The 17,870-nt window shown below is 68.0% G+C and carries 16 protein-coding genes; 8 read left to right on the top strand and 8 right to left on the bottom strand.

The genetic code is table 11. The annotated features are described in order from the left end of the window. Positions 1 to 6: 6 nt before the first annotated feature. Both FHW78_RS09345 and ung read left to right on the top strand, forming a co-directional pair. Complete coding sequence (locus FHW78_RS09345) at positions 7 to 834, top strand: response regulator (RefSeq protein WP_183639612.1); 828 nt, start codon at positions 7 to 9, stop codon at positions 832 to 834. A gap of 100 nt (positions 835 to 934) precedes the next feature. Further along, a complete protein-coding gene (ung, locus tag FHW78_RS09340) occupies positions 935 to 1,657 on the top strand; it encodes a uracil-DNA glycosylase (RefSeq protein ID WP_183639611.1) in 723 nt (240 codons plus the stop codon). An 81-nt stretch (positions 1,658 to 1,738) separates the two neighbouring features. Here the strand turns inward: ung and FHW78_RS09335 are convergent, their stop codons facing one another. Continuing rightward, positions 1,739 to 2,293, bottom strand: coding sequence for a DUF2059 domain-containing protein (locus tag FHW78_RS09335; RefSeq protein ID WP_183639610.1), 555 nt, complete (start codon positions 2,291 to 2,293; stop codon positions 1,739 to 1,741). Positions 2,294 to 2,420: 127 nt separating this feature from the next. On the opposite strand from FHW78_RS09335, the gene arfB reads away from it, so the two are divergent. Both arfB and FHW78_RS09325 read left to right on the top strand, forming a co-directional pair. Then, positions 2,421 to 2,855: an alternative ribosome rescue aminoacyl-tRNA hydrolase ArfB gene (gene arfB, locus FHW78_RS09330; RefSeq protein WP_183639609.1), complete on the top strand. Its 435-nt coding sequence runs from the start codon at positions 2,421 to 2,423 to the stop codon at positions 2,853 to 2,855. Between the two features lie 4 nt (positions 2,856 to 2,859). Continuing rightward, positions 2,860 to 3,462, top strand: coding sequence for a lysophospholipid acyltransferase family protein (locus tag FHW78_RS09325; protein WP_305076295.1), 603 nt, complete (start codon positions 2,860 to 2,862; stop codon positions 3,460 to 3,462). Positions 3,463 to 3,556: 94 nt separating this feature from the next. On the opposite strand, the gene FHW78_RS09320 is transcribed toward FHW78_RS09325, so the two are convergent. From FHW78_RS09320 to FHW78_RS09310, 3 genes are all read right to left on the bottom strand, one after another. Then, positions 3,557 to 6,640, bottom strand: a complete 3,084-nt coding sequence (locus FHW78_RS09320; RefSeq protein WP_183639608.1) for a TonB-dependent receptor — start codon at positions 6,638 to 6,640, stop codon at positions 3,557 to 3,559. Positions 6,641 to 6,727: 87 nt separating this feature from the next. Next, positions 6,728 to 7,816 carry a FecR domain-containing protein gene (locus tag FHW78_RS09315; protein ID WP_183639607.1) on the bottom strand — a complete coding sequence of 363 codons (1,089 nt, stop codon included), beginning with the start codon at positions 7,814 to 7,816 and terminating at the stop codon, positions 6,728 to 6,730. Further along, complete coding sequence (locus FHW78_RS09310; RefSeq protein ID WP_183639606.1) at positions 7,794 to 8,381, bottom strand: sigma-70 family RNA polymerase sigma factor; 588 nt, start codon at positions 8,379 to 8,381, stop codon at positions 7,794 to 7,796. The genes FHW78_RS09315 and FHW78_RS09310 overlap by 23 nt, the downstream gene beginning before the upstream one ends. A gap of 125 nt (positions 8,382 to 8,506) precedes the next feature. On the opposite strand from FHW78_RS09310, the gene FHW78_RS09305 reads away from it, so the two are divergent. Further along, complete coding sequence (locus FHW78_RS09305) at positions 8,507 to 9,574, top strand: cyanophycinase (RefSeq protein ID WP_183639605.1); 1,068 nt, start codon at positions 8,507 to 8,509, stop codon at positions 9,572 to 9,574. Positions 9,575 to 9,600: 26 nt separating this feature from the next. Beyond that, a complete protein-coding gene (locus tag FHW78_RS09300) occupies positions 9,601 to 10,623 on the top strand; it encodes an isoaspartyl peptidase/L-asparaginase (protein WP_255443176.1) in 1,023 nt (340 codons plus the stop codon). A gap of 229 nt (positions 10,624 to 10,852) precedes the next feature. On the opposite strand, the gene FHW78_RS09295 is transcribed toward FHW78_RS09300, so the two are convergent. The 4 genes from FHW78_RS09295 to FHW78_RS09280 all read right to left on the bottom strand — a co-directional run bounded on the left by FHW78_RS09295 (position 10,853) and on the right by FHW78_RS09280 (position 14,737). Beyond that, positions 10,853 to 11,200 carry a VOC family protein gene (locus FHW78_RS09295; protein ID WP_183639603.1) on the bottom strand — a complete coding sequence of 116 codons (348 nt, stop codon included), beginning with the start codon at positions 11,198 to 11,200 and terminating at the stop codon, positions 10,853 to 10,855. A 74-nt stretch (positions 11,201 to 11,274) separates the two neighbouring features. Next, positions 11,275 to 12,030, bottom strand: a complete 756-nt coding sequence (locus tag FHW78_RS09290) for a helix-turn-helix domain-containing protein (protein ID WP_183639602.1) — start codon at positions 12,028 to 12,030, stop codon at positions 11,275 to 11,277. Positions 12,031 to 12,061: 31 nt separating this feature from the next. Further along, positions 12,062 to 13,636 carry a serine hydrolase domain-containing protein gene (locus tag FHW78_RS09285; protein WP_183639601.1) on the bottom strand — a complete coding sequence of 525 codons (1,575 nt, stop codon included), beginning with the start codon at positions 13,634 to 13,636 and terminating at the stop codon, positions 12,062 to 12,064. A 132-nt stretch (positions 13,637 to 13,768) separates the two neighbouring features. After that, positions 13,769 to 14,737, bottom strand: a complete 969-nt coding sequence (locus FHW78_RS09280) for a LysR family transcriptional regulator (protein WP_183639600.1) — start codon at positions 14,735 to 14,737, stop codon at positions 13,769 to 13,771. Between the two features lie 105 nt (positions 14,738 to 14,842). Here FHW78_RS09280 and aceB point away from each other — a divergent pair, with 105 nt between their 5' ends. Beyond that, positions 14,843 to 16,468, top strand: coding sequence for a malate synthase A (gene aceB / locus FHW78_RS09275; protein ID WP_183639599.1), 1,626 nt, complete (start codon positions 14,843 to 14,845; stop codon positions 16,466 to 16,468). A 23-nt stretch (positions 16,469 to 16,491) separates the two neighbouring features. Then, the gene (gene aceA, locus FHW78_RS09270) at positions 16,492 to 17,781 is read left to right on the top strand and encodes an isocitrate lyase (protein ID WP_183639598.1); all 1,290 of its coding nucleotides are present in this window, start codon (positions 16,492 to 16,494) and stop codon (positions 17,779 to 17,781) included. Positions 17,782 to 17,870: the final 89 nt, after the last annotated feature.

The raw sequence follows: 17,870 nt of genomic DNA, 5'->3' as shown, positions 1-17,870 counted from the left end.
GCCCGCATGTCCGACGCGCTCCGGCACCTCATCAGCGACGCCCCCCGGGTGATGGTGGTCGACGGTTCCAAGCTGGTGCGCAAGCTCATCGCCGACGTGCTCGAACGGGACCTGCCCGGCGTCAACGTGATCGGCTGCGCCAGCCTCGCCGAGGCACGCAGGGCGCTGGCCGAGGGCGAGATCCACCTGGTCACCACCGCGCTTGCGCTGCGTGACGGTGACGGCATGGAAATCGCGCGCAGCGTGCGCGAAGCGTCCGGCCAGGCCTACGTGCCGGTGATCGTGGTGTCCGGCGACGCCCAGCAGCACCTGGAAGAACGCCGCTTCAACGAATACGTCACCGACTATTTCGACAAGTCGCTGGGACACGAGGCGCTGGCCGCCTTCATCCGCGGCTACGTGCAGCCCGAGCCGATTCCCGGTGCGACCATCCTGTACGTGGAAGACAGCCGGGTGGTCGCGGAGACCACCAAGCGCATGCTGGAACGGCAATCGCTCAACGTGGTGCACGTGCTGCGCGCCGAGGATGCCTTCGCCCTGCTCACCGCCGAATCGCTCGGCCTTTCGACCCACCGCTTCGACCTGGTACTGACCGACGTGACCCTGAAGGGCGAACTCAGCGGCCGCGACGTGGTGCAGCGGATCCGCATCGACTTCGCCTACGGCAAGCGCCGCCTGCCCATCCTGGTGATGACCGGCGACAGCAATCGCGACAACCAGGCCGTGCTGCTGCAGGCCGGTGCGAATGATCTGGTGCTCAAACCGATCGAGGAACGTCTGCTGGTCACCAAGGTGTTGTTCCAGCTGCGGTTGGCGCGGATGGAAGGGCGTTGAGGGCCGGGATTGGGGATTCGTGATTGGGGATTGGCAACGGCGAGGGGCGTGTTGGGTACCATGCCAATCCCGAATCCCCACTCCCGAATCCCTTCGCTAAATGTCCGACCCCGACCGCATCAAGCTCGAACCCTCCTGGAAACAGCATGTCGGCGACTGGTTGCTGCGGCCGGAGATGCAGGCGCTGTCGGAGTTCCTGCGCCAGCGCAAGGTGGCCGGGGCGCGCATCTATCCGCCGGGTCCGCAGATTTTCTCCGCGTTCGAGGCGACGCCGTTCGACGCCGCCAAGGTGGTGATCCTGGGCCAGGATCCGTATCACGGGCCGGGGCAGGCGCATGGGTTGTGCTTCTCGGTGCGTCCGGGCGTGCCGGTGCCACCGTCGCTGGTCAACATCTACAAGGAAATCCAGAGCGATCTGGGCATCGCGCCACCGGATCACGGCTGCCTGCTGCCGTGGGCGCGGCAGGGCGTGCTGCTGCTCAACGCGGTGCTGACGGTGGAGGAGTCACGCGCGGGCGCCCATCAGGGCAAGGGCTGGGAAGGCTTCACCGATCACGTCATCGAGACCCTGGCGCGCGAGCGCGAAGGCCTGGTGTTCCTGCTGTGGGGCAGCTATGCGCAGGCCAAGGGCAAGGTCATCGACGCGCGCCGGCACCGCGTGCTGCGCGCGCCGCATCCCTCGCCGCTGTCGGCGCACCGGGGCTTCCTTGGCTGCGGCCACTTCTCCGCGGCCAACCGCTACCTGCAGGAACGCGGCCAGGCCCCGATCGACTGGCGCCTGCCCCCGCTCGCGCAGCTCCCCCCGGATCCCCTGCTGGCGTAGAGCGGAGCTTGCTCCGCTGGCGGGATATCTGGATGTTCGCGTTGCCCGGGGCGCGCGCAGCGGAGCAAGCTCCGCTCTACGTCAGCGCTTTTTCTTGCGGCGCGGCTGCGACGGGGTGACCGGCGGGGCGGGTACCGGAGCCGGGGTGACGTTCTGGATCTCGGCCTGCAGCTCTTCCATCATCGGGACCATCTTCTGCTGGATGGCGCCCATCAGGTTCTGCATCAGCGCGGGCGTCTTGTCGAGCAGGCTGCGGCCGGCCGGGCTCTCGTAGAACTTGGTGATCGCGCGCACGTCCTCGCGGGTGAAGGTCTTCTTGTAGACATCCACGTACAGCGGCCGCATTTCCTGCCAGGACAGTGCCTTGCGCATGATCTCGTTGGTCTTGGCCATGATCCGGTCGGCTTCGGCGCGCTGCTCCGCGGTCAGCTCCTTGCCGGCCATCAGCTGGTCGAACTGCTGGCGCTGCATGGTTTCCATCTGCGGGATGATCGCGTTGAGCATGCTCTCGGCACGCGAGGCCTGCAGCAGTTTCTCGATGTCCGCATCCGAAGGTTCCGCCGCCCAGGCGGTGCCGGCCCCCAGCGCCAGCCCCGCGATCATGACCAGGCGCGAAAACAGCGGCATCTTCTTCATCGGGCGTCCATACGGAAAACAGAGGGTCTGCATGGTGCCGAGGCGGAAGTAAACGAGGCGTTAAATCGCGTGCGCCGGCCGCCCCGCTGTCATGCGGGCGGTACGCGACCTCCACTACAATCCGCGCATGGGGAGCGGACGACTCGACATCACGCCCACGCTGGCGATTCCGGACGACGAACTGGTGGAACGGTTCGTGCGCGCCAGCGGCGCGGGCGGGCAGAACGTCAACAAGGTGGCCACCGCGGTCGAACTGCGGTTCGACGTGGCGCGGTCGCCGTCGTTGCCCGAACCCCTACGCGAACGCCTGCTGGCCCGCCGCGACCGGCGCCTGACCGACGAGGGCGTGCTGGTCATCGACGCCCAGCGTTTCCGCACCCAGGATCGCAACCGGCAGGACGCCCGCGAGCGCCTGGCCGCGTTCATCGCCGCGGCGATGCACGTGCCCCGGCCCCGCATCGCCACCAAGCCATCGCGCGCGGCCAAGGCCCGGCGCCTGGACGCCAAGCGCGAGCGCAGCGAAGTCAAGCGCGGCCGTTCGCAGAAGAGCCATTGGGAGTAATCGATTGAGCGACGCCCAGGACGTCATCCCCGCCATTCCGCCGAACATGCCGCAGGTGCCGCCCAACCGGTTCACCCGCTGGATGGGGCGCACCTTCCTGCGCACCTTCGGCTGGAAGGTGGTGGGTACGTTGCCGGACATCCCCAAGCTGGTCCTGATCGTGGCGCCGCATTCGTCCAACTGGGATGGCATCTGGGGCATGGCGGCGAAGATCGCGATGGGCTTCAAGGTGCGCGTGCTGGGCAAGGCGCAACTATTCTGGTGGCCGCTGTCGCCGCTGTTGCGCAAGCTCGGCGTGGTACCGGTGGATCGCAGTTCGCCGCAGGGCACGGTGGAGCAGGCGGTGCGGATGATCCGCGAGTCGGAGCGGATGTGGTTCGCGCTGACTCCCGAGGGCACCCGCAAGCGGGTGGAGAAGTGGAAGGGTGGTTTCCTGAAGATCGCCCATCAGGCGCAGGTGCCGATCCTGATGGCCTATTTCCATTACCCCGAAAAAACCATCGGCATTGGCGATGTCTATTACCCCACTGGCGATGCCGAGGTCGACATGGCCGCGATCCGCGCCTGGTACCGGCCCTGGCAAGGCAAGAACCGCGGGACGATGTGATGGCCCGCGGATGATGCGTCCGCCGGAATGAACCCGAAAGAAAACCCGCCGTGAGGCGGGTTTTCCATGTTGCGATCCGGAACTGGTGGCTGGCTTACAGCGCCGATCCGCCCAGCTTCCAGGTGAACTGCAGGTAGTAGCTGCGGCCGAACGAATCGAACCACGAGGTGTCGTAGTACGGATAGTTCGCCCAGGTGGCGTCGCGCGGTGGCATCTTGTCGAACAGGTTGTTGATCGACAGCGAGATGCGCAGGTGATCGGTCACGTCGTAGCGCGCGCCGGCATTGAAGCGCCAGGTCGATTCTGTCCAGGCATCGTTGTTGTAGTTGGCCACGCGGCCCACGTAGTTGCCGAACAGGCTGGCCCCGAACGCGCCCTTGTCCCAGCTCACGCCGACGTTGCCCTTGTTGCGCGGCAGCGTGGTGTCCGCGAAGCTCACGTCCAGCATGTCCTCGGTCGGATCGCCCGGATACAGCTGGCGGGTGTGGCGATGGGTCCAGTTGTAGTTGGCGCGGAACACGAAGTCGCCGGCGCTGGCGGTCAACAGGCGGTAGTTGGCGGTCACGTCGACGCCCGAGGTTTCCTCCTTGGCGATGTTGATCGGGCTGAAGTGCACGCTGGTGATGAAGCCGTCCTGGTCGCGGATGACGCGCGAGAGCGCGTCCACGCAGGTGGGCGAATTGATGTCGACCGACGCGCCGGAGTCGGTCACGCCCAGGCGGCAGTCGGCCTCGGTCGAGCGCAGCAGTTCGCGGCTCTGCGTCTGCACCTGGTTGGACACCTCGATCTTGTAGTAGTCCACGGCCAGGTCGAAGTAGGACACCGGCGACCACACGAATCCGGCGGTGAACGACTTGCTGGTTTCCACGTCCAGGTCCATGTTGCCGGTGTAGACGTCGAAGGTGTTGATGTCCCAGGTGCCGTCGTCGTAGCAGTCGCCGTCGCTGAAGCCAGGCTCGTCGGTCCGGCACTGGAAGTAGTCGGTCGACAGGGTGCGGTAGTAGTCATCGCCGGCGAACAGGTAGTGCATGTCCGGCGCCCGGAAGCCCGTGCCGTAGGAGCCGCGCACCAGCAGTGTGTCGAACGGGCGCCATTCCAGGCCGGCGCTGTAGGTGAACTTGCCCGGATTCTTGTTGCCGTATTCGTAGCGGTCATAGCGGCCGGCCAGGCTGGCCTGCAGCGAGGACAGCAGCGGCAGGCGGAATTCGCCCGCCACGCTCCAGCGATCGCGGTCGCCCTCGCCGTCGCCGTAGCGCGGGCCATAGTAGGCGTCGGCGGTCAGCGCGTACGGATCGGGATTGATCTCGTACGACTGCCGGCCGTACTCGATCGCGGCGGCGAAACCGACGTCGCCGGCCGGCAGGGTGAACAGCGACGGCGTGTCCAGGGTGAAGCTCAGGTTGTCGTTCTCGGCCTTCGGACGGAAGGTGGACATCGCCGCGATGCTGGCGAACTCGGCCTGGGTGAGCGGGGTGAACAGGCGCGCCGGATCCGGGCTGTAGATTGCGTAGCCGTCGGCGTCGTAACCCTGGCGTTCGCCCAGGAACAGGCGGTTGGCCGCTTCGGCCCAGATGCGCGGCATGCCCACGTCGGCCTTGTACTGCGAATGGTTGTACGCCGCTTCCCAGTTCCAGGCCTCGCCGAAAGCGCCTTGCAGGCCGGTGGTCACCGCGAGGGTCTTCTGGGTGGTGGTGTTCATGCGGTTGCGCAGGCCGCCGATTTCCTCCGGGCTGAACTGGCGCGACCAGACTTCACGTCGGCCGGTGACGGCGTTGTAGAAGACCTTGTCGTTGTTGTCGGTCGAAGCCGGGTCGTGGAACTCCCAACCCATGACATCGCTCACCACGTCGTTGCCATTGGTACCGGTCAGCAGCTTGACCTCCTGGCGGCCCAACTGGACATCGGCGAACCAGGACAGCGTGTCGGAGAAGCGGTACTCGAACGAACCGTAAGCGTTGTAGCCCTTGCGCTCGTTCTGGATGGTGCGATACGCGATGGCGCGCTCGCTGCCGCAGTACGGCTCGCCGAAACGGTCCTCGGCCAGCACGGTGGTGCCCTGGTTGAGGCCGGCCATCGCCGCGCAACCGTCCGCCGGGGCGATGTTGACGTCATCGTCCCAGTTGTAGAGCTGCGCGGTCAGGCGCGGCAACCGGCGGCGCGAGGTCGGCGCATCCAGGGTCGAATCCTGGACGCTGCGCTCGTAGCCCCAGAGCGGGCGCTTGTTGAGGAACTCCACGCCGACGATGCCGCTGAACTCGCCGCGCTCGAAACCGGTGGTCAGGGTCAGCTTGTGCGACTCGCCGCCGCCGCGGCTGGTGTCGCCGTAGCGGTAGTCGATGGTGGTGCCGTCGGTGGACTTCTTGAGGATGAAGTTGATCACGCCGGCCATCGCGTCGGAGCCGTACACCGCCGAGGCGCTGCCGGTCAGCACTTCGATACGATCGATCATGCCGAGCGGGATGTTGCCGATGTCGGTGAAGTTGCTGCGGCCGTTGAGAGGCAGCGGAAAGTCGGCGATGCGGCGGCCGTTGATCAGCACCAGGGTATGGTTCGGGCCAAGGCCGCGCAGGTCGACCGCCTGCGCGCCGGGAGTGGACTGGGCGCTGGTGGTGTTCTGCTGGCCCTGCACGCTGCCGCTGTTCTGGCTGAGCGAGCGCAGCACGTCCGGCACGGAGGTGAAGCCGGCGGACTGGATCTGCTCGGCGGTGACCACGGTGATCGGGGCCGGACCCTCGATCTGCGCGCGCGGGATGCGCGAACCGGTGACCTGCACGTTCTCGAGTTGGGTGACGGGCTCCTCGGCGGCCTCAGCGGACTGGCCGGTGGGAGCCGGAGTAGGGCGGGCGGCGGGCGCCGGGCGCGGCGGGGCATCCTGGCGGACGATCACCACCGCGCCGGAGGCGGCGTCGCGGCGGGCGACGTGGCCGCTGCCGCTGAGCACGCGATCCAGCGCCTGGTCGGCCGGGAGATTGCCTTGCACGCCCTGGGTGCGCAGGCCCTTGAGCTGGTCGGCGCGGTACACGAACTGGGTGCCGGATTGACGCGCCAGCGTATCCAGCGCCGCCACCAGATCCCCGGCGGGGATGTTGACCTGCGCGGGTTTGGAATTCTGCGCCTGCGCACTCAGTGCGGCTGAACAGGCCAGGCTCAACAACAGGACACGCAACGACGACCGCATTGGATGGCTCTCCCCATGGGCGCACGGGAAGGCGCCCTTGGCTATCAGGACGAACGAGCCGGGGAAATCCCCCGCCCCCCGGACGGGTCAGAGGCTGTGCAGGACGATGCGGTCCGTACCGGTCTCGGCGCGGACCGGGAAGCCCTGCTCCAGCAGCCGCACGAACGCGTCCACGTTCGACCAGCGGAAATTGCCGCCGACCCGCAGCGCGCCGACGGCGGGATCACCCATCACGATCTTGCGCGCGTTGTAGCGGTTGAACTCGGACGCGGCCTCGGCCAGCGAGGTATCGCGGAAGGTCACGAAGCCGCTGCGCCAGTCGACCAGGCGTTCGGCGTCGGCGACCGAGCCGGTGCGCACCACCACGCCGTTGCGGCTGGCGATGGCCAGGCTGCCGGCCGGCAACAGGGTGGTCGGCTGCAGATGGCCTTCGGCATCGGGCGAGGCTTCCAGCCGCACCGTGCCCTCGGTGACCACCACCCGCAGATCGGGACCGTCCCGCCGCACCGCGAAGCGCGTGCCCACCGCCACCACCTGGCGCGGCCCGGCGCTGACCACGAACGGCCGATGCGGATCCTTGGCGGCCTCGAAGAACGCCTCGCCGCGCTGCAGGTCGATATGCCGTTCGCGCCGCGACAGGCTGACCGCGATGCGGCTGTCGCTGCTGAGCGTGGCGCCGGAGCCATCACTCAACGGTACCCGGTTCAAGTCGCCCAGCGCGGTGGCGTAGGAGGCCTGCTCGATGACCCCGTAGAAATAGTGATGCGCGCCCAGGCCCGCGCCCGCCAGCGCCAGCACGCCGGTGAAGGTGGCGGCCAGCAGGCGCGGCCAGCTCGCCGTGCGCTCCGGTCTGCGCGGCGCGAACACCAGCCGGGCGAGATCCGGCGGTCCGCCCGCCGAAGCCGGCGGCGCACGCGCCGGCGCAGGGCGGTCCAGCGGCGAAGCACCCCATTGTCCGCGCGGCGGCGCGGCACCCGGTGCCTGTCCGGCGCCCAGCGCGGCCAGCCGGCCGCTTTCATTCCAGGCAGATTCCAGGCGCAGGAACGCGACCCGGTGCGCGGTGGATTCGGCCAGCCACGCGTCCAGTCCGGCCTGGTCGGTCCCGGCCCACCCGTCGCTTTCGCGTCGCGCGAGCCAGGCCGCCGCGGCCTGTTCAATCTGTCTGCTGCTGGCCATGCCCCGGTTCCCTTCCTGCGTCCTGCAAGGCCTGCCGCGCGCGGGCGCGCGTCCCGCCACCGCCGTAGAAATGTTCGGCAATCAGGCGGATTCCCTTGGCGACATGCTTTTCCACGGTCTTCTCGCTGATGCCCAGGCGCGAGGCCACCTCTTTCTGTGGCAGTTCCTCGACCCGGCGCAGCCAGATGACCTCCCGGCACCGGTCCGGCAGGCGGTCGAAAGCGTCGGCCAGGCGCTTGAGCACCTGCCGGCCGCCACACCACCGTTCGGGCGATACCTCGTCTATCAAGACGTTTATCGAGTCGAAATCACCCACTGTCTCGATCGACACCACCCGGCTGCGGCGCAGCCGGTCGGTCATCAGGTGGCGCGCGGTGGCGAACAGGAACGACTTGGGCGCGGTCGGCACCGACTTGCCGGCGGCCTCGTAGACCCGCACGTACACTTCCTGGCGCAGGTCGTGGATCTCTTCCCGATGCGGCCAGCAGCGGCGCAGGAAATGCACCAGCGCCTCCTCGTGGACGAGGATTTCGCGGGCGAACCAGGCGTCGGTGGATTCGGTCATGCCACGACATTACCCCAATCCGCGCGGGCCAACGACGGCCATCGATGCTGCACAGCAGCGACGACCGGGGGAGGGGAAGCGCGTATCCGTTCGTCTTCAATGCAGGTGCCCCCTGGAGTTCCATGATGCCGTCGACGTCGTCCCGCCGCCTGTTCCTGCAACGCTGCGCGCTTCTGATCCTGACGCTGGCCGCCGCTGTCGGCACGGCGACCGCCGGGGATGCGCCCGCCACGGACGCGTCGCGCCGCGACGGCTACCGCTACTTTGAAATCGGCGACCTCACCGCCACGCGACCCGGCGCGACCGAGGCCGGGCTGATGCTGGTCGGCGGCGGCGATTGGCCCTACGACGCCTTCCGCTGGATGATCGAAAAGGCCGGGCATGGCCGCATCGTGATCCTGCGCGCCTCCGGCACCGTCGAGGCGCAGGACGAATTCTTCAAGGACATCGGCGGCATCACCGCCGCGCAGACGCTGGTGTTCGACGATCGCCGCGCCGCCAGCGATCCGGAAGTGCTGCGCATCGTGCGCGAGGCCGACGGCATCTTCCTGGCCGGCGGGGACCAGTCCAACTACGTGCGCTTCTGGAAAGGCACGCCGCTGAACGAGGCGCTGGACGCCCACGTGCGCGCCGGCAAGCCAATCGGCGGCACCAGCGCGGGCCTGGCGATCCTGGGGGCGTTCGCCTATGGCGCGATGGACGGCGGCAGCATCGTCTCGCCGACCGCGATGACCGACCCCGCGGGGTCGGAAGTCACCCTGGTGGATGATTTCCTGCACATGCCCTACCTGCAGAACGTGATCACCGACAGCCACTTCGGCGAACGGGATCGGCTGGGCCGCCTGATCGCCTTCGTCGCCCGGCTGTCGGCCGAACAGAAGCGCACGGACCTGGCCGGTATCGGCATCGACGAATACACCGCGCTGTGCATCGACGCCGGCGGCATCGCCCGCGTCCACAGTGGCGACGGCGGCCATGTCTGGCTGGTGCGCCCGCAGCGCCAGGCCGACGTGTTCGCCGCCGGCAAGCCGCTGACCTTCCGCGACGTGCCGGTCATCGGCCTGGATACCGGCAGCACGCTGCGGTTTCCGGACTTCAGCGTCGAGCATCCGGCGTTCGAGCGCCGCATCGATGTGGTGAACGGCGTCCTGGGCGACGCCGCGCGCACCGCCTCGCTAGAATCAACCCCCTGAACCACTGCCATTCCGGAATGACTGCCATGACGAACCTGTTGCGTGCGTGCTGCCTTGCGTTGTTGGGAATGGCGGGCACCGCCATCGCCGCGGATGCGGATCGGCCGGTGCTGGTCATCCACGGCGGCGCGGGCGTGGAGCGTGGCGATCTCGCTCCCGAGGAAATCGCCGCCGCGCGCAAATCAATGGAAGAAGCGCTGCGCGCCGGCCACGCCCAGCTTGCCGCCGGCAAGCCGGCGCTGGACGCGGTGGCCGCAGCGATCACCGTGATGGAGGACGCGCCCAGCTTCAACGCCGGACGTGGCGCGGTGTTCACCCATGACGGCAAGAACGAACTGGACGCCTCGATCATGGACGGTGCCAGCGGCAAGGCCGGCGCGGTGGCCGGCGTGCACCGGGTCAAGAATCCGATCCAGCTGGCGCGGCTGGTGATGGACAAGTCCAGGCACGTGATGATGGTTGGCGACGGCGCCGAGGCCTTCGCGACCGAGCAGGGCGTGACCCTGGTGGATCCGTCCTACTTCCGCACCGAGAAGCGCTGGCAGCAGCTGCAGAAGGCGCTGAAGGAAGAAGCCTCCGGGCAGGCGCATGCGGATCTGGAAACGGCCAAGCATTTCGGCACCGTGGGCGCGTTGGCGCTGGATGCGCAGGGCAAGCTGGCTGCGGGAACCTCGACCGGTGGCATGACCAACAAGCGCTACGGCCGGGTCGGCGATTCGCCGATCATCGGCGCCGGTACCTATGCCGACGCGCGCTGCGCGGTATCGGGCACCGGCTGGGGGGAGTACTACATCCGTGCGGTCGCCGCGCACGACATCTGCGCGCGCGTGCGCTACGGCGGCCAGGACATCGCCAGCGCCGCCAGGGCGGTGATCAACGACGAGATTCCCAAGGCCGGCGGCGACGGTGGCGCGATCGCGCTGGCCGCCGACGGCAGCATCGCCTTCCCGTTCAACACCGAGGGCATGTACCGCGGCTGGATCGGCGCCGACGGCGTGCCGCACGTGGCGATCTTCGCCGACGACCCGCTGCCGATGCCGAAGAAGTAAGCCCGCCGAAATTCCGAACCTGTGGGAGCGACGTGAGTCGCGAATCAGATGCCCGGTAGCGCATGGCGCGAAAAGCTCGCGACTCACGTCGCTCCCACAGGAAGGTGTTCCCGCAGGGCGACAGGCGTGCCGAAGATCGGACACTTGTAGGAGCGACGTAAGTCGCGACCGTATCCCTTGAAGATCACGGGTCGCGACTTACGTCGCTCCTGCAGGCGCAAGCGCTGAATCAGCCCTGCGACCACACCGCCAGTTCGTAGCCGTCGCGATCCAGGAAGTGGAAGCGGCGGCCGCCGGGGAAGGCGAAGATGGGCTGGCTGATGCGTCCGCCGGCAGACTCGACCGCGCTCTGGCTGGCTTCCAGCTCATCCGACTGGATCACGATCAGCGCGCCGCCCGGGCGCGGCTCGCCATGCGCGAAGCCGCCGGTCAGCCGGCCATCGCGGAACTCGCAGTAGTCCGGGCCGTAATCCTGGAAGGTCCAGCCGAACGCCTTGCCGTAGAACGCCTTGGCAGTGGCAATCGAAGCGACGTTGAACTCGACGTAGTCGATGCGATGGTGGTGGGATTCGCTCATGGCGCGGCTCGTGTGGAGGGCGGGCGCGCAGTATCGCGCGATGGCCGGACGGCGTCTTGGAAAAAACGGCCAGCTCAGCCGTGCCGCTGCGCCAGCAAGTCGGTCGGTGTCAGTCCGGTGAGCAGGCGGGTGTCGCGGACCAGGTGCGAAGCATCGCCGTAACCGGCGTCCAGCGCGCGCCGAAGCAATGGCAGATCCGCCGGCGTACGCAGGAAGCGTTGCAGGCGCAGGATCCGCGCCAGCGTCTTGGGGCCGTAGCCGAAGGCATCGTGGCAGCGCCGCCGCAGGGTGCGTTCGCCGATGCCCAGTTCGCGCGCGAGCCTTGCCGGCGACGCGGCATCGGAATGATCCAGGCGAGTGAACAGCGCGGGCATGGCGGGATCCGCAGTCGGCAGGCCCTGCCGGGCGACCGCGTGTTGCAGGGACCGCAGGCGATCCGTGGGAGTGGCGGCATCGAAGGCCAGCCCATCGGTCAGCCGGCGCGCCCGCCGTCCCCACAGATCGCGCAGCGCGACCCGCTGGCCGGTGATGTTCCGCAATGGCAGGCCAAGGAACGCCTGCGCCGCGCCCGGCGCGAACCGGATCGCGGTCAGCAAGGCGCCGGGCGCGACGGATGCCGTTTGCGCGATCGGATCCGGCCCGGCCACGAACACCTCGTCATCCGCCCAGATCAGATCGACGCAGCCGTCGGGGATGACCAGCACCTCCGCTGCCGGCCGCGACGGCGCCTGGTAAGTCCAGGCGCAGGCCAGGCCCGCGCGCAGCGGCGCGGCCGGCGCGACCTCGCGGTAGGCGGAAGGAGGAAGGTCGGAGGCGGCGTCGCGTGGCATGGTGTGCGCCACAGGTTACGCGCTTCCACCGTCAGCCTTCATCCCCGGAATCGGCGCGCCGCAATTCCAGCCAGTGGTTGAGCGCGAACACGAAGTACGGATCCAGCACGCCCGCGGGTCCCTTCGGTCCGGACCAGGCCATCGCCTCGCCCGCGAGCGCGTCGCCGCGCAGTCGCAGATCCACGCGCAGCGCATGCCGGCGCCGCCGCGCGTCGGCGGTCGGCACCTGGCTGAGCGTGTAGCCGCGCAGGCGTCCGTCTTCGACTTCCACCTTGTCGAGCAGGCTCCACAGCTGATCGCCCAGCCGGAACAGCGCACGGCCATCTTCCAATACGCGTAGCCGCGCGGGCACCGGCCCCTCATAGGTATGCAAGGTGCCCGACCAGTCGCCGCGCCATTCGGACGGCGCGGTGCCGATCGGCGCCGGCCGCGGTGCGGAAGCGGTGGCGGGGCCGGCCGTGGCGGCGGCCTGCGCGCGCCAGCCCGGCAGCAATTGCTGGAAGATCCGTTCGCGCACCTGCGCCACTGGTGCGCCGGACACGTTGCCCAGCACCGCCACCACCAGGCCTTCGGACGGCACCATCGTCAACGAAGCGGAGACGCCGGACATCGAACCGCCATGTTCGTACCAGCGATAGCCGCCGTCGTCGATTACCTCCAGCCCGATGCCGTAGCGGGCATGCGGATCGGTGCGGAACGCGTTCTCGACCATCGCGGCGCGGTGCCGGGCATCGAGGATTTCGCGTTGCCCCGGCAGCGGCCGGCCGAGGAAGAACAGCCCGAACCGGGCCAGATCCGGTGCGCTGGCGTACATCGCCGCGGCGCCGGGCTCGGCGAAGCCGTAGAACGGAATCGGTTCGCGCTTGCCGCCATAGCGCGCCGCCGCGTGCCGCTCCAGGCCGGGTCCGATGTCGATGGAGGAATGCCGCATGCCGAGTGGTTCGAACACCCGTGTTCGCAGTGCATCGCCATAGGACTGGCCGGTGACCCGTTCGACGACATGGCCAAGCAGGCCATAGCCGAAATTGTTGTACTCGTGAACCTCGCCAGCGCGACGGTACAGATGCCCATAACGCTGGATGGATTGCGCCATCGGCGGAATCAGCGCGCGCTCGGATTCGCCGTAGAAGAATTGCTCGGCCGTGCCCAGCCCGGACGTGTGGTTGGCGACGTGGCGGATGGTCGCCGCGTCGGCGTCGTCGACCCACGAATGCAGCCCGGCCTCGCCCAGATGCCGGTTGACGGGATCGTCCAGGGCGATGCGGCCTTCCTGCACCAGCGTCATCAGCGCGACCGCGGTGAAGGTCTTGGTCACCGAGGCCAGCGAATACATCGTGTCGGCATCGGCGGCGATGCCGCGTTCGCGATCGGCCACCCCAAAGCCTTCGGTCCACAGCAGGCGGCCGTCCTTCGCCACCGCCACCGACATCGCCGGCACGTCGCGTTCCTGCATGCGCGTGCGGATGTATTCGCGCACCGGCGCAAAGTCCGGCTCGGCGGCGTGGGCGGACAGCAGGGACAGGCACGGCAGGGGCAGGCACAGCAACAGCAACAGCGCCGCGCAAGTTTGGCGGACACGTGAAAAACAGGGGAAAGACAGCAACATCGACAGACTCCGGGAGCAATCCAGTGAACCGGCGCACGTTCGTCGTGCGCGGTGTTCCGAAGTTGTCGGCGGATACTGTCCGGAGCGGACAGGGTAGGCGAACGCGTGCGCGGCTTCAAACGCGCGGCGCGCTCAGCGTTCGGAATGCCCGCTGTCGTCGTAGTCGCGGCGGGTGAACAGATCCGGATGGATCAGCTCGATGAAGGCGCGCGCCTGCGGTGACAGGAACTTGCCCTTGCGCACGATCACGCCGTAGCTGCGCGCAGGAAACCAGTCGCTGAGCGAACGCGTTGCCAGTCTGCCGCGATCGGCGTCGGTCAGGCAGATTGAACTGACGATCGACACGCCCATGCCCATCGCCACGTATTGCTTGATCACTTCCCAGCCGCCGACTTCCAGCGCCACCGTGTAGGGCACGCGGTGCTGCTGGAACACCAGGTCCACCAGCCGGTAGGTAATCTGGCGCTTGGGCGGAAGGATCAGTCCGTAGGGCGAAATGTCGGCGAGTTCGAGTCGCGGCTTGTTCGCCAGCGGATGATCCGGCGGAGTGATCAGCAGCGGTTCGAACCGGTAGATCGGTGCGTAGCTGAGATCGGCGGGCACATCCATCATCGAGCCGACCGCCAGATCCACCGCGTCTGAGCGCAGCAGATCGGTGCCGTCGGCGGTGATCGCGTTGTGCAGGGTCAGGCGCACGTCCGGGTGCTGCTGGCGGAACAGTTCGACGATGCGCGGCAGCAGGTACAGGATGGTGGAGCTGTTGGCGGCGATGTTCAGTTCGCCGGCGTCCAGCCCGGCGACCTTGTCGTGGAAGGTCGCCTCCAGACCGTCGATGCCCTCGACCAGCGGCTGGGCCAGCTCGTACAGCAGTTGCCCCTCGCGGCTGGGACTCAGGCGCCGGCCGCTGCGCTCGAACAGCACCACCCCCAGGTCTCGCTCCAGCGCCTGCAATTGCAGGGTGATGGCCGGCTGGCTGACGAACAGCGCCTCGGCCGCCCGCGATACCGAGCCCAGCCGGACGGTCTGGCAGAACGCCCGCAGGGGCTTCAGCCGGTCCGACTTGTAGGCAAATCGCAGCGTGGGCGGGCGTTTTTCAGGCATTTTGGCTAAAATATAAGTTCAGCTTATTAAGTGCATTGACAAAACTGTTTTGTCAAATAGTTTGCTGCGGCGCACGGTGGACCTCCAAGCAGCAGGAGTCCCGAAATGTCCGCCGCCGTTGCCCTGAGCCAATCCGAACCCGCGTCCCGCCCCACGCCCGGCATCAGCCTGACCGTCCGCCATCACGAGCAGGCCGCGCTGTTGCCGCCCGCCGCCTTGGCGCTGCTCGTCTCGCTGCACCGTGCGATCGAGCCCGGCCGGCAAGCCCGGCTGGCCGCGCGCCGCCAGCGGCAGGCGTTCTTTGATGCCGGCGGCCTGCCGGACTTCCGCGATGACACCCGCGCCATCCGCGAGGGCGACTGGCGGGTCGCGCCGCTACCCGCGGCGCTGCTGGATCGCCGGGTCGAGATCACCGGGCCGGTGGATCCCAAGATGGTGATCAACGCGCTGAACTCCGGCGCGAAGGTCTACATGGCCGACTTCGAGGATTCGACCGCGCCGACCTGGCACAACCTGCTGATCGGCCAGCAGGCCCTGATCGGCGCGGTGCGCGGCGACCTGGCCCACACCGCGCCCAACGGCAAGCGGTACGCGTTGAAGCCGTTCGATGAGCAGGCCGTGCTGCTGGTGCGCCCGCGCGGCTGGCACCTGGACGAGAAGCACGTGCTGATCGATGGCCAGCCGATCGCCGGCGGTCTGTTCGATCTGGCCGTGTATGCCTTCCACAACGCGCGCGCGCTGGCCGAGCGCGATCACGGCCCGTATTTCTACCTGCCCAAGCTGCAGAGCATGGAGGAGGCCGCGCTGTGGGAGACCGCGCTGTCGCACATCGAGGCCGCGCTGGGCCTGCCGCAAGGTCAGATGAAGGTCACCGTGCTGATCGAGACGCTGCCGGCGGTGTTCGAGATGCACGAGATCCTGCACGCGCTGCGGGATCGCATCGTCGGCCTGAACTGCGGCCGCTGGGACTACATCTTTTCCTACATCAAGACTTTCCGCCGCCATCGCGATCGGGTGCTGCCCGAGCGCGGCCAGGTGACCATGACCCAGCCGTTCCTGAAGGCCTATTCGGAACTGCTGATCCAGACCTGCCACCGCCGCGGCGCGCACGCGATGGGCGGCATGGCCGCGCAGATTCCGATCGGCAACGACGAGGCGGCCAACGAACAGGCGCTGGCGCGGGTGCGCGCGGACAAGCTGCGCGAGGTCACCGCCGGCCACGACGGCACCTGGGTGGCGCATCCGGCGCTGATCCCGATCGCGCGCGCCATCTTCGACGAGCACATGCCCGCGCCGAACCAGCACGACGTGCTGCGCGAGGACGTGCGGGTGAGCCGCGACGATCTGATCCGCCCCAGCACCGGCACCATCACCCGCGCCGGTTTCGAGGGCAACGTCGAGGTCTGCGTGCGCTACCTGGCCGCCTGGCTGGACGGCAACGGCTGCGTGCCGATCCATTGGCTGATGGAAGACGCCGCGACCGCCGAGATCGCGCGCACCCAGATCTGGCAGTGGCTGCACACGCCCGGCCTGCACCTGGCCGACGGCACCGCGATCGACTTCGCCCTGCTCGACGCCACCCTGCGCAACCTGCCGGCCCGCCTGGGCGACCGCGCGGCGCTGCCCGGCGGCGACAAGGTTGACGAGGCCATCGGCCTGCTCGACGCATTGAGCCGCAGTGAAGACCTGGCCGAATTCCTGACCCTGCCCGCCTACACCCGCATCGACTGACCCCCCACTTCCGGAGAACACCCATGAACAAGCTGCCCACCGCCCAGGACATCCAGAAGGACTGGGACACCAATCCGCGCTGGCAAGGCATCACCCGCAACTACAGCGCCGAGGACGTCGTGCGCCTGCGCGGCACCATCCCGATCGAGCATTCGATCGCGAAGATCGGCGCCGAGAAGCTGTGGAACTACCTGCAGACCGAAGACTTCATCAACGCGCTGGGCGCGCTGACCGGCAACCAGGCGATGCAGCAGGTCAAGGCCGGCCTGAAGGCGATCTACCTGTCCGGCTGGCAGGTCGCGGCCGACGCCAACCTGGCCGGCCAGATGTATCCCGACCAGTCGCTGTATCCGGCCGACTCGGTACCGGCGGTGGTCAAGCGCATCAACAACACCCTGCTGCGCGCGGATCAACTGCATCATGCCGAGGGCGACGACAGCACCGACTTCCTGCAGCCAATCGTCGCCGACGCGGAAGCCGGCTTCGGCGGCGTGCTGAACGCGTTCGAGCTGATGAAGGCGATGATCGAGGCAGGCGCGGCCGGCGTGCATTTCGAAGACCAGCTGGCCAGCGTCAAGAAGTGCGGCCACATGGGCGGCAAGGTGCTGGTGCCGACCCGCGAGGCGGTGGAGAAATTGAACGCCGCGCGCCTGGCCGCCGACGTGATGGGCGTGCCGACCCTGCTGGTTGCGCGAACCGACGCCGAGGCCGCCGACCTGCTGACCAGCGACATCGACGCCAACGATCAGCCGTTCACCACCGGCGAGCGCACCGTCGAGGGCTTCTTCAAGACCCGCAACGGCCTGGATCAGGCGATCAGCCGCGGCCTGGCGTACGCGCCCTACGCGGACCTGGTCTGGTGCGAGACCGGCAAGCCGGACCTGGAGTTCGCGCGCAAGTTCGCCGAGGCGATTCATGCGAAGTTCCCCGGCAAGCTGCTTGCCTACAACTGCTCGCCGTCGTTCAACTGGAAGAAGAACCTGGACGACGCCACCATCGCCAGGTTCCAGAAGGAAATCGCCAGCTACGGCTACAAATTCCAGTTCATCACCCTGGCCGGTTTCCACAGCCTGAACTACTCGATGTTCAACCTGGCCCACGGCTACGCACGTCGCCAGATGAGCGCATTCGTGGAGCTGCAGGAAGCCGAGTTCGCCGCCGCCGACAAGGGCTTCACCGCGGTCAAGCACCAGCGCGAGGTCGGCACCGGTTACTTCGACGCGGTCACGCAGGCGATCCAGCAGGGCCAGTCCTCGACCACGGCGCTGAAGGGCTCGACCGAGGAGGAGCAGTTCGCGGAGAAGGCGGCCTGATCACGTTGGGTGCGGGGATGAAAAAAAGCCGGGTCCGAATGGACCCGGCTTTTCTTTTGCCCTGGTGCGAAGGAATATGGCCGCGCCTT

This window comes from Pseudoxanthomonas sp. OG2 (assembly GCF_014192765.1).
In the GTDB taxonomy this organism is placed as follows: Bacteria; Pseudomonadota; Gammaproteobacteria; order Xanthomonadales; family Xanthomonadaceae; genus Pseudoxanthomonas_A; species Pseudoxanthomonas_A beigongshangi.
Note: the sequence above shows the minus strand (reverse complement) of the source record. Positions and strands in the feature narration are given on the sequence as shown.

Coding starts and splice junctions, on each gene's coding strand:
- FHW78_RS09345 (WP_183639612.1), top strand. CDS start 7: ATGTCCGACGCGCTCCGGCACCTCATCAGCGACGCCCCCCGGGTGATG.
- ung (WP_183639611.1), top strand. CDS start 935: ATGTCCGACCCCGACCGCATCAAGCTCGAACCCTCCTGGAAACAGCAT.
- FHW78_RS09335 (WP_183639610.1), bottom strand. CDS start 2,293: ATGAAGAAGATGCCGCTGTTTTCGCGCCTGGTCATGATCGCGGGGCTG.
- arfB (WP_183639609.1), top strand. CDS start 2,421: ATGGGGAGCGGACGACTCGACATCACGCCCACGCTGGCGATTCCGGAC.
- FHW78_RS09320 (WP_183639608.1), bottom strand. CDS start 6,640: ATGCGGTCGTCGTTGCGTGTCCTGTTGTTGAGCCTGGCCTGTTCAGCC.
- FHW78_RS09315 (WP_183639607.1), bottom strand. CDS start 7,816: ATGGCCAGCAGCAGACAGATTGAACAGGCCGCGGCGGCCTGGCTCGCG.
- FHW78_RS09310 (WP_183639606.1), bottom strand. CDS start 8,381: ATGACCGAATCCACCGACGCCTGGTTCGCCCGCGAAATCCTCGTCCAC.
- FHW78_RS09305 (WP_183639605.1), top strand. CDS start 8,507: ATGCCGTCGACGTCGTCCCGCCGCCTGTTCCTGCAACGCTGCGCGCTT.
- FHW78_RS09300 (WP_255443176.1), top strand. CDS start 9,601: ATGACGAACCTGTTGCGTGCGTGCTGCCTTGCGTTGTTGGGAATGGCG.
- FHW78_RS09295 (WP_183639603.1), bottom strand. CDS start 11,200: ATGAGCGAATCCCACCACCATCGCATCGACTACGTCGAGTTCAACGTC.
- FHW78_RS09290 (WP_183639602.1), bottom strand. CDS start 12,030: ATGCCACGCGACGCCGCCTCCGACCTTCCTCCTTCCGCCTACCGCGAG.
- FHW78_RS09285 (WP_183639601.1), bottom strand. CDS start 13,636: ATGTTGCTGTCTTTCCCCTGTTTTTCACGTGTCCGCCAAACTTGCGCG.
- FHW78_RS09280 (WP_183639600.1), bottom strand. CDS start 14,737: ATGCCTGAAAAACGCCCGCCCACGCTGCGATTTGCCTACAAGTCGGAC.
- aceB (WP_183639599.1), top strand. CDS start 14,843: ATGTCCGCCGCCGTTGCCCTGAGCCAATCCGAACCCGCGTCCCGCCCC.
- aceA (WP_183639598.1), top strand. CDS start 16,492: ATGAACAAGCTGCCCACCGCCCAGGACATCCAGAAGGACTGGGACACC.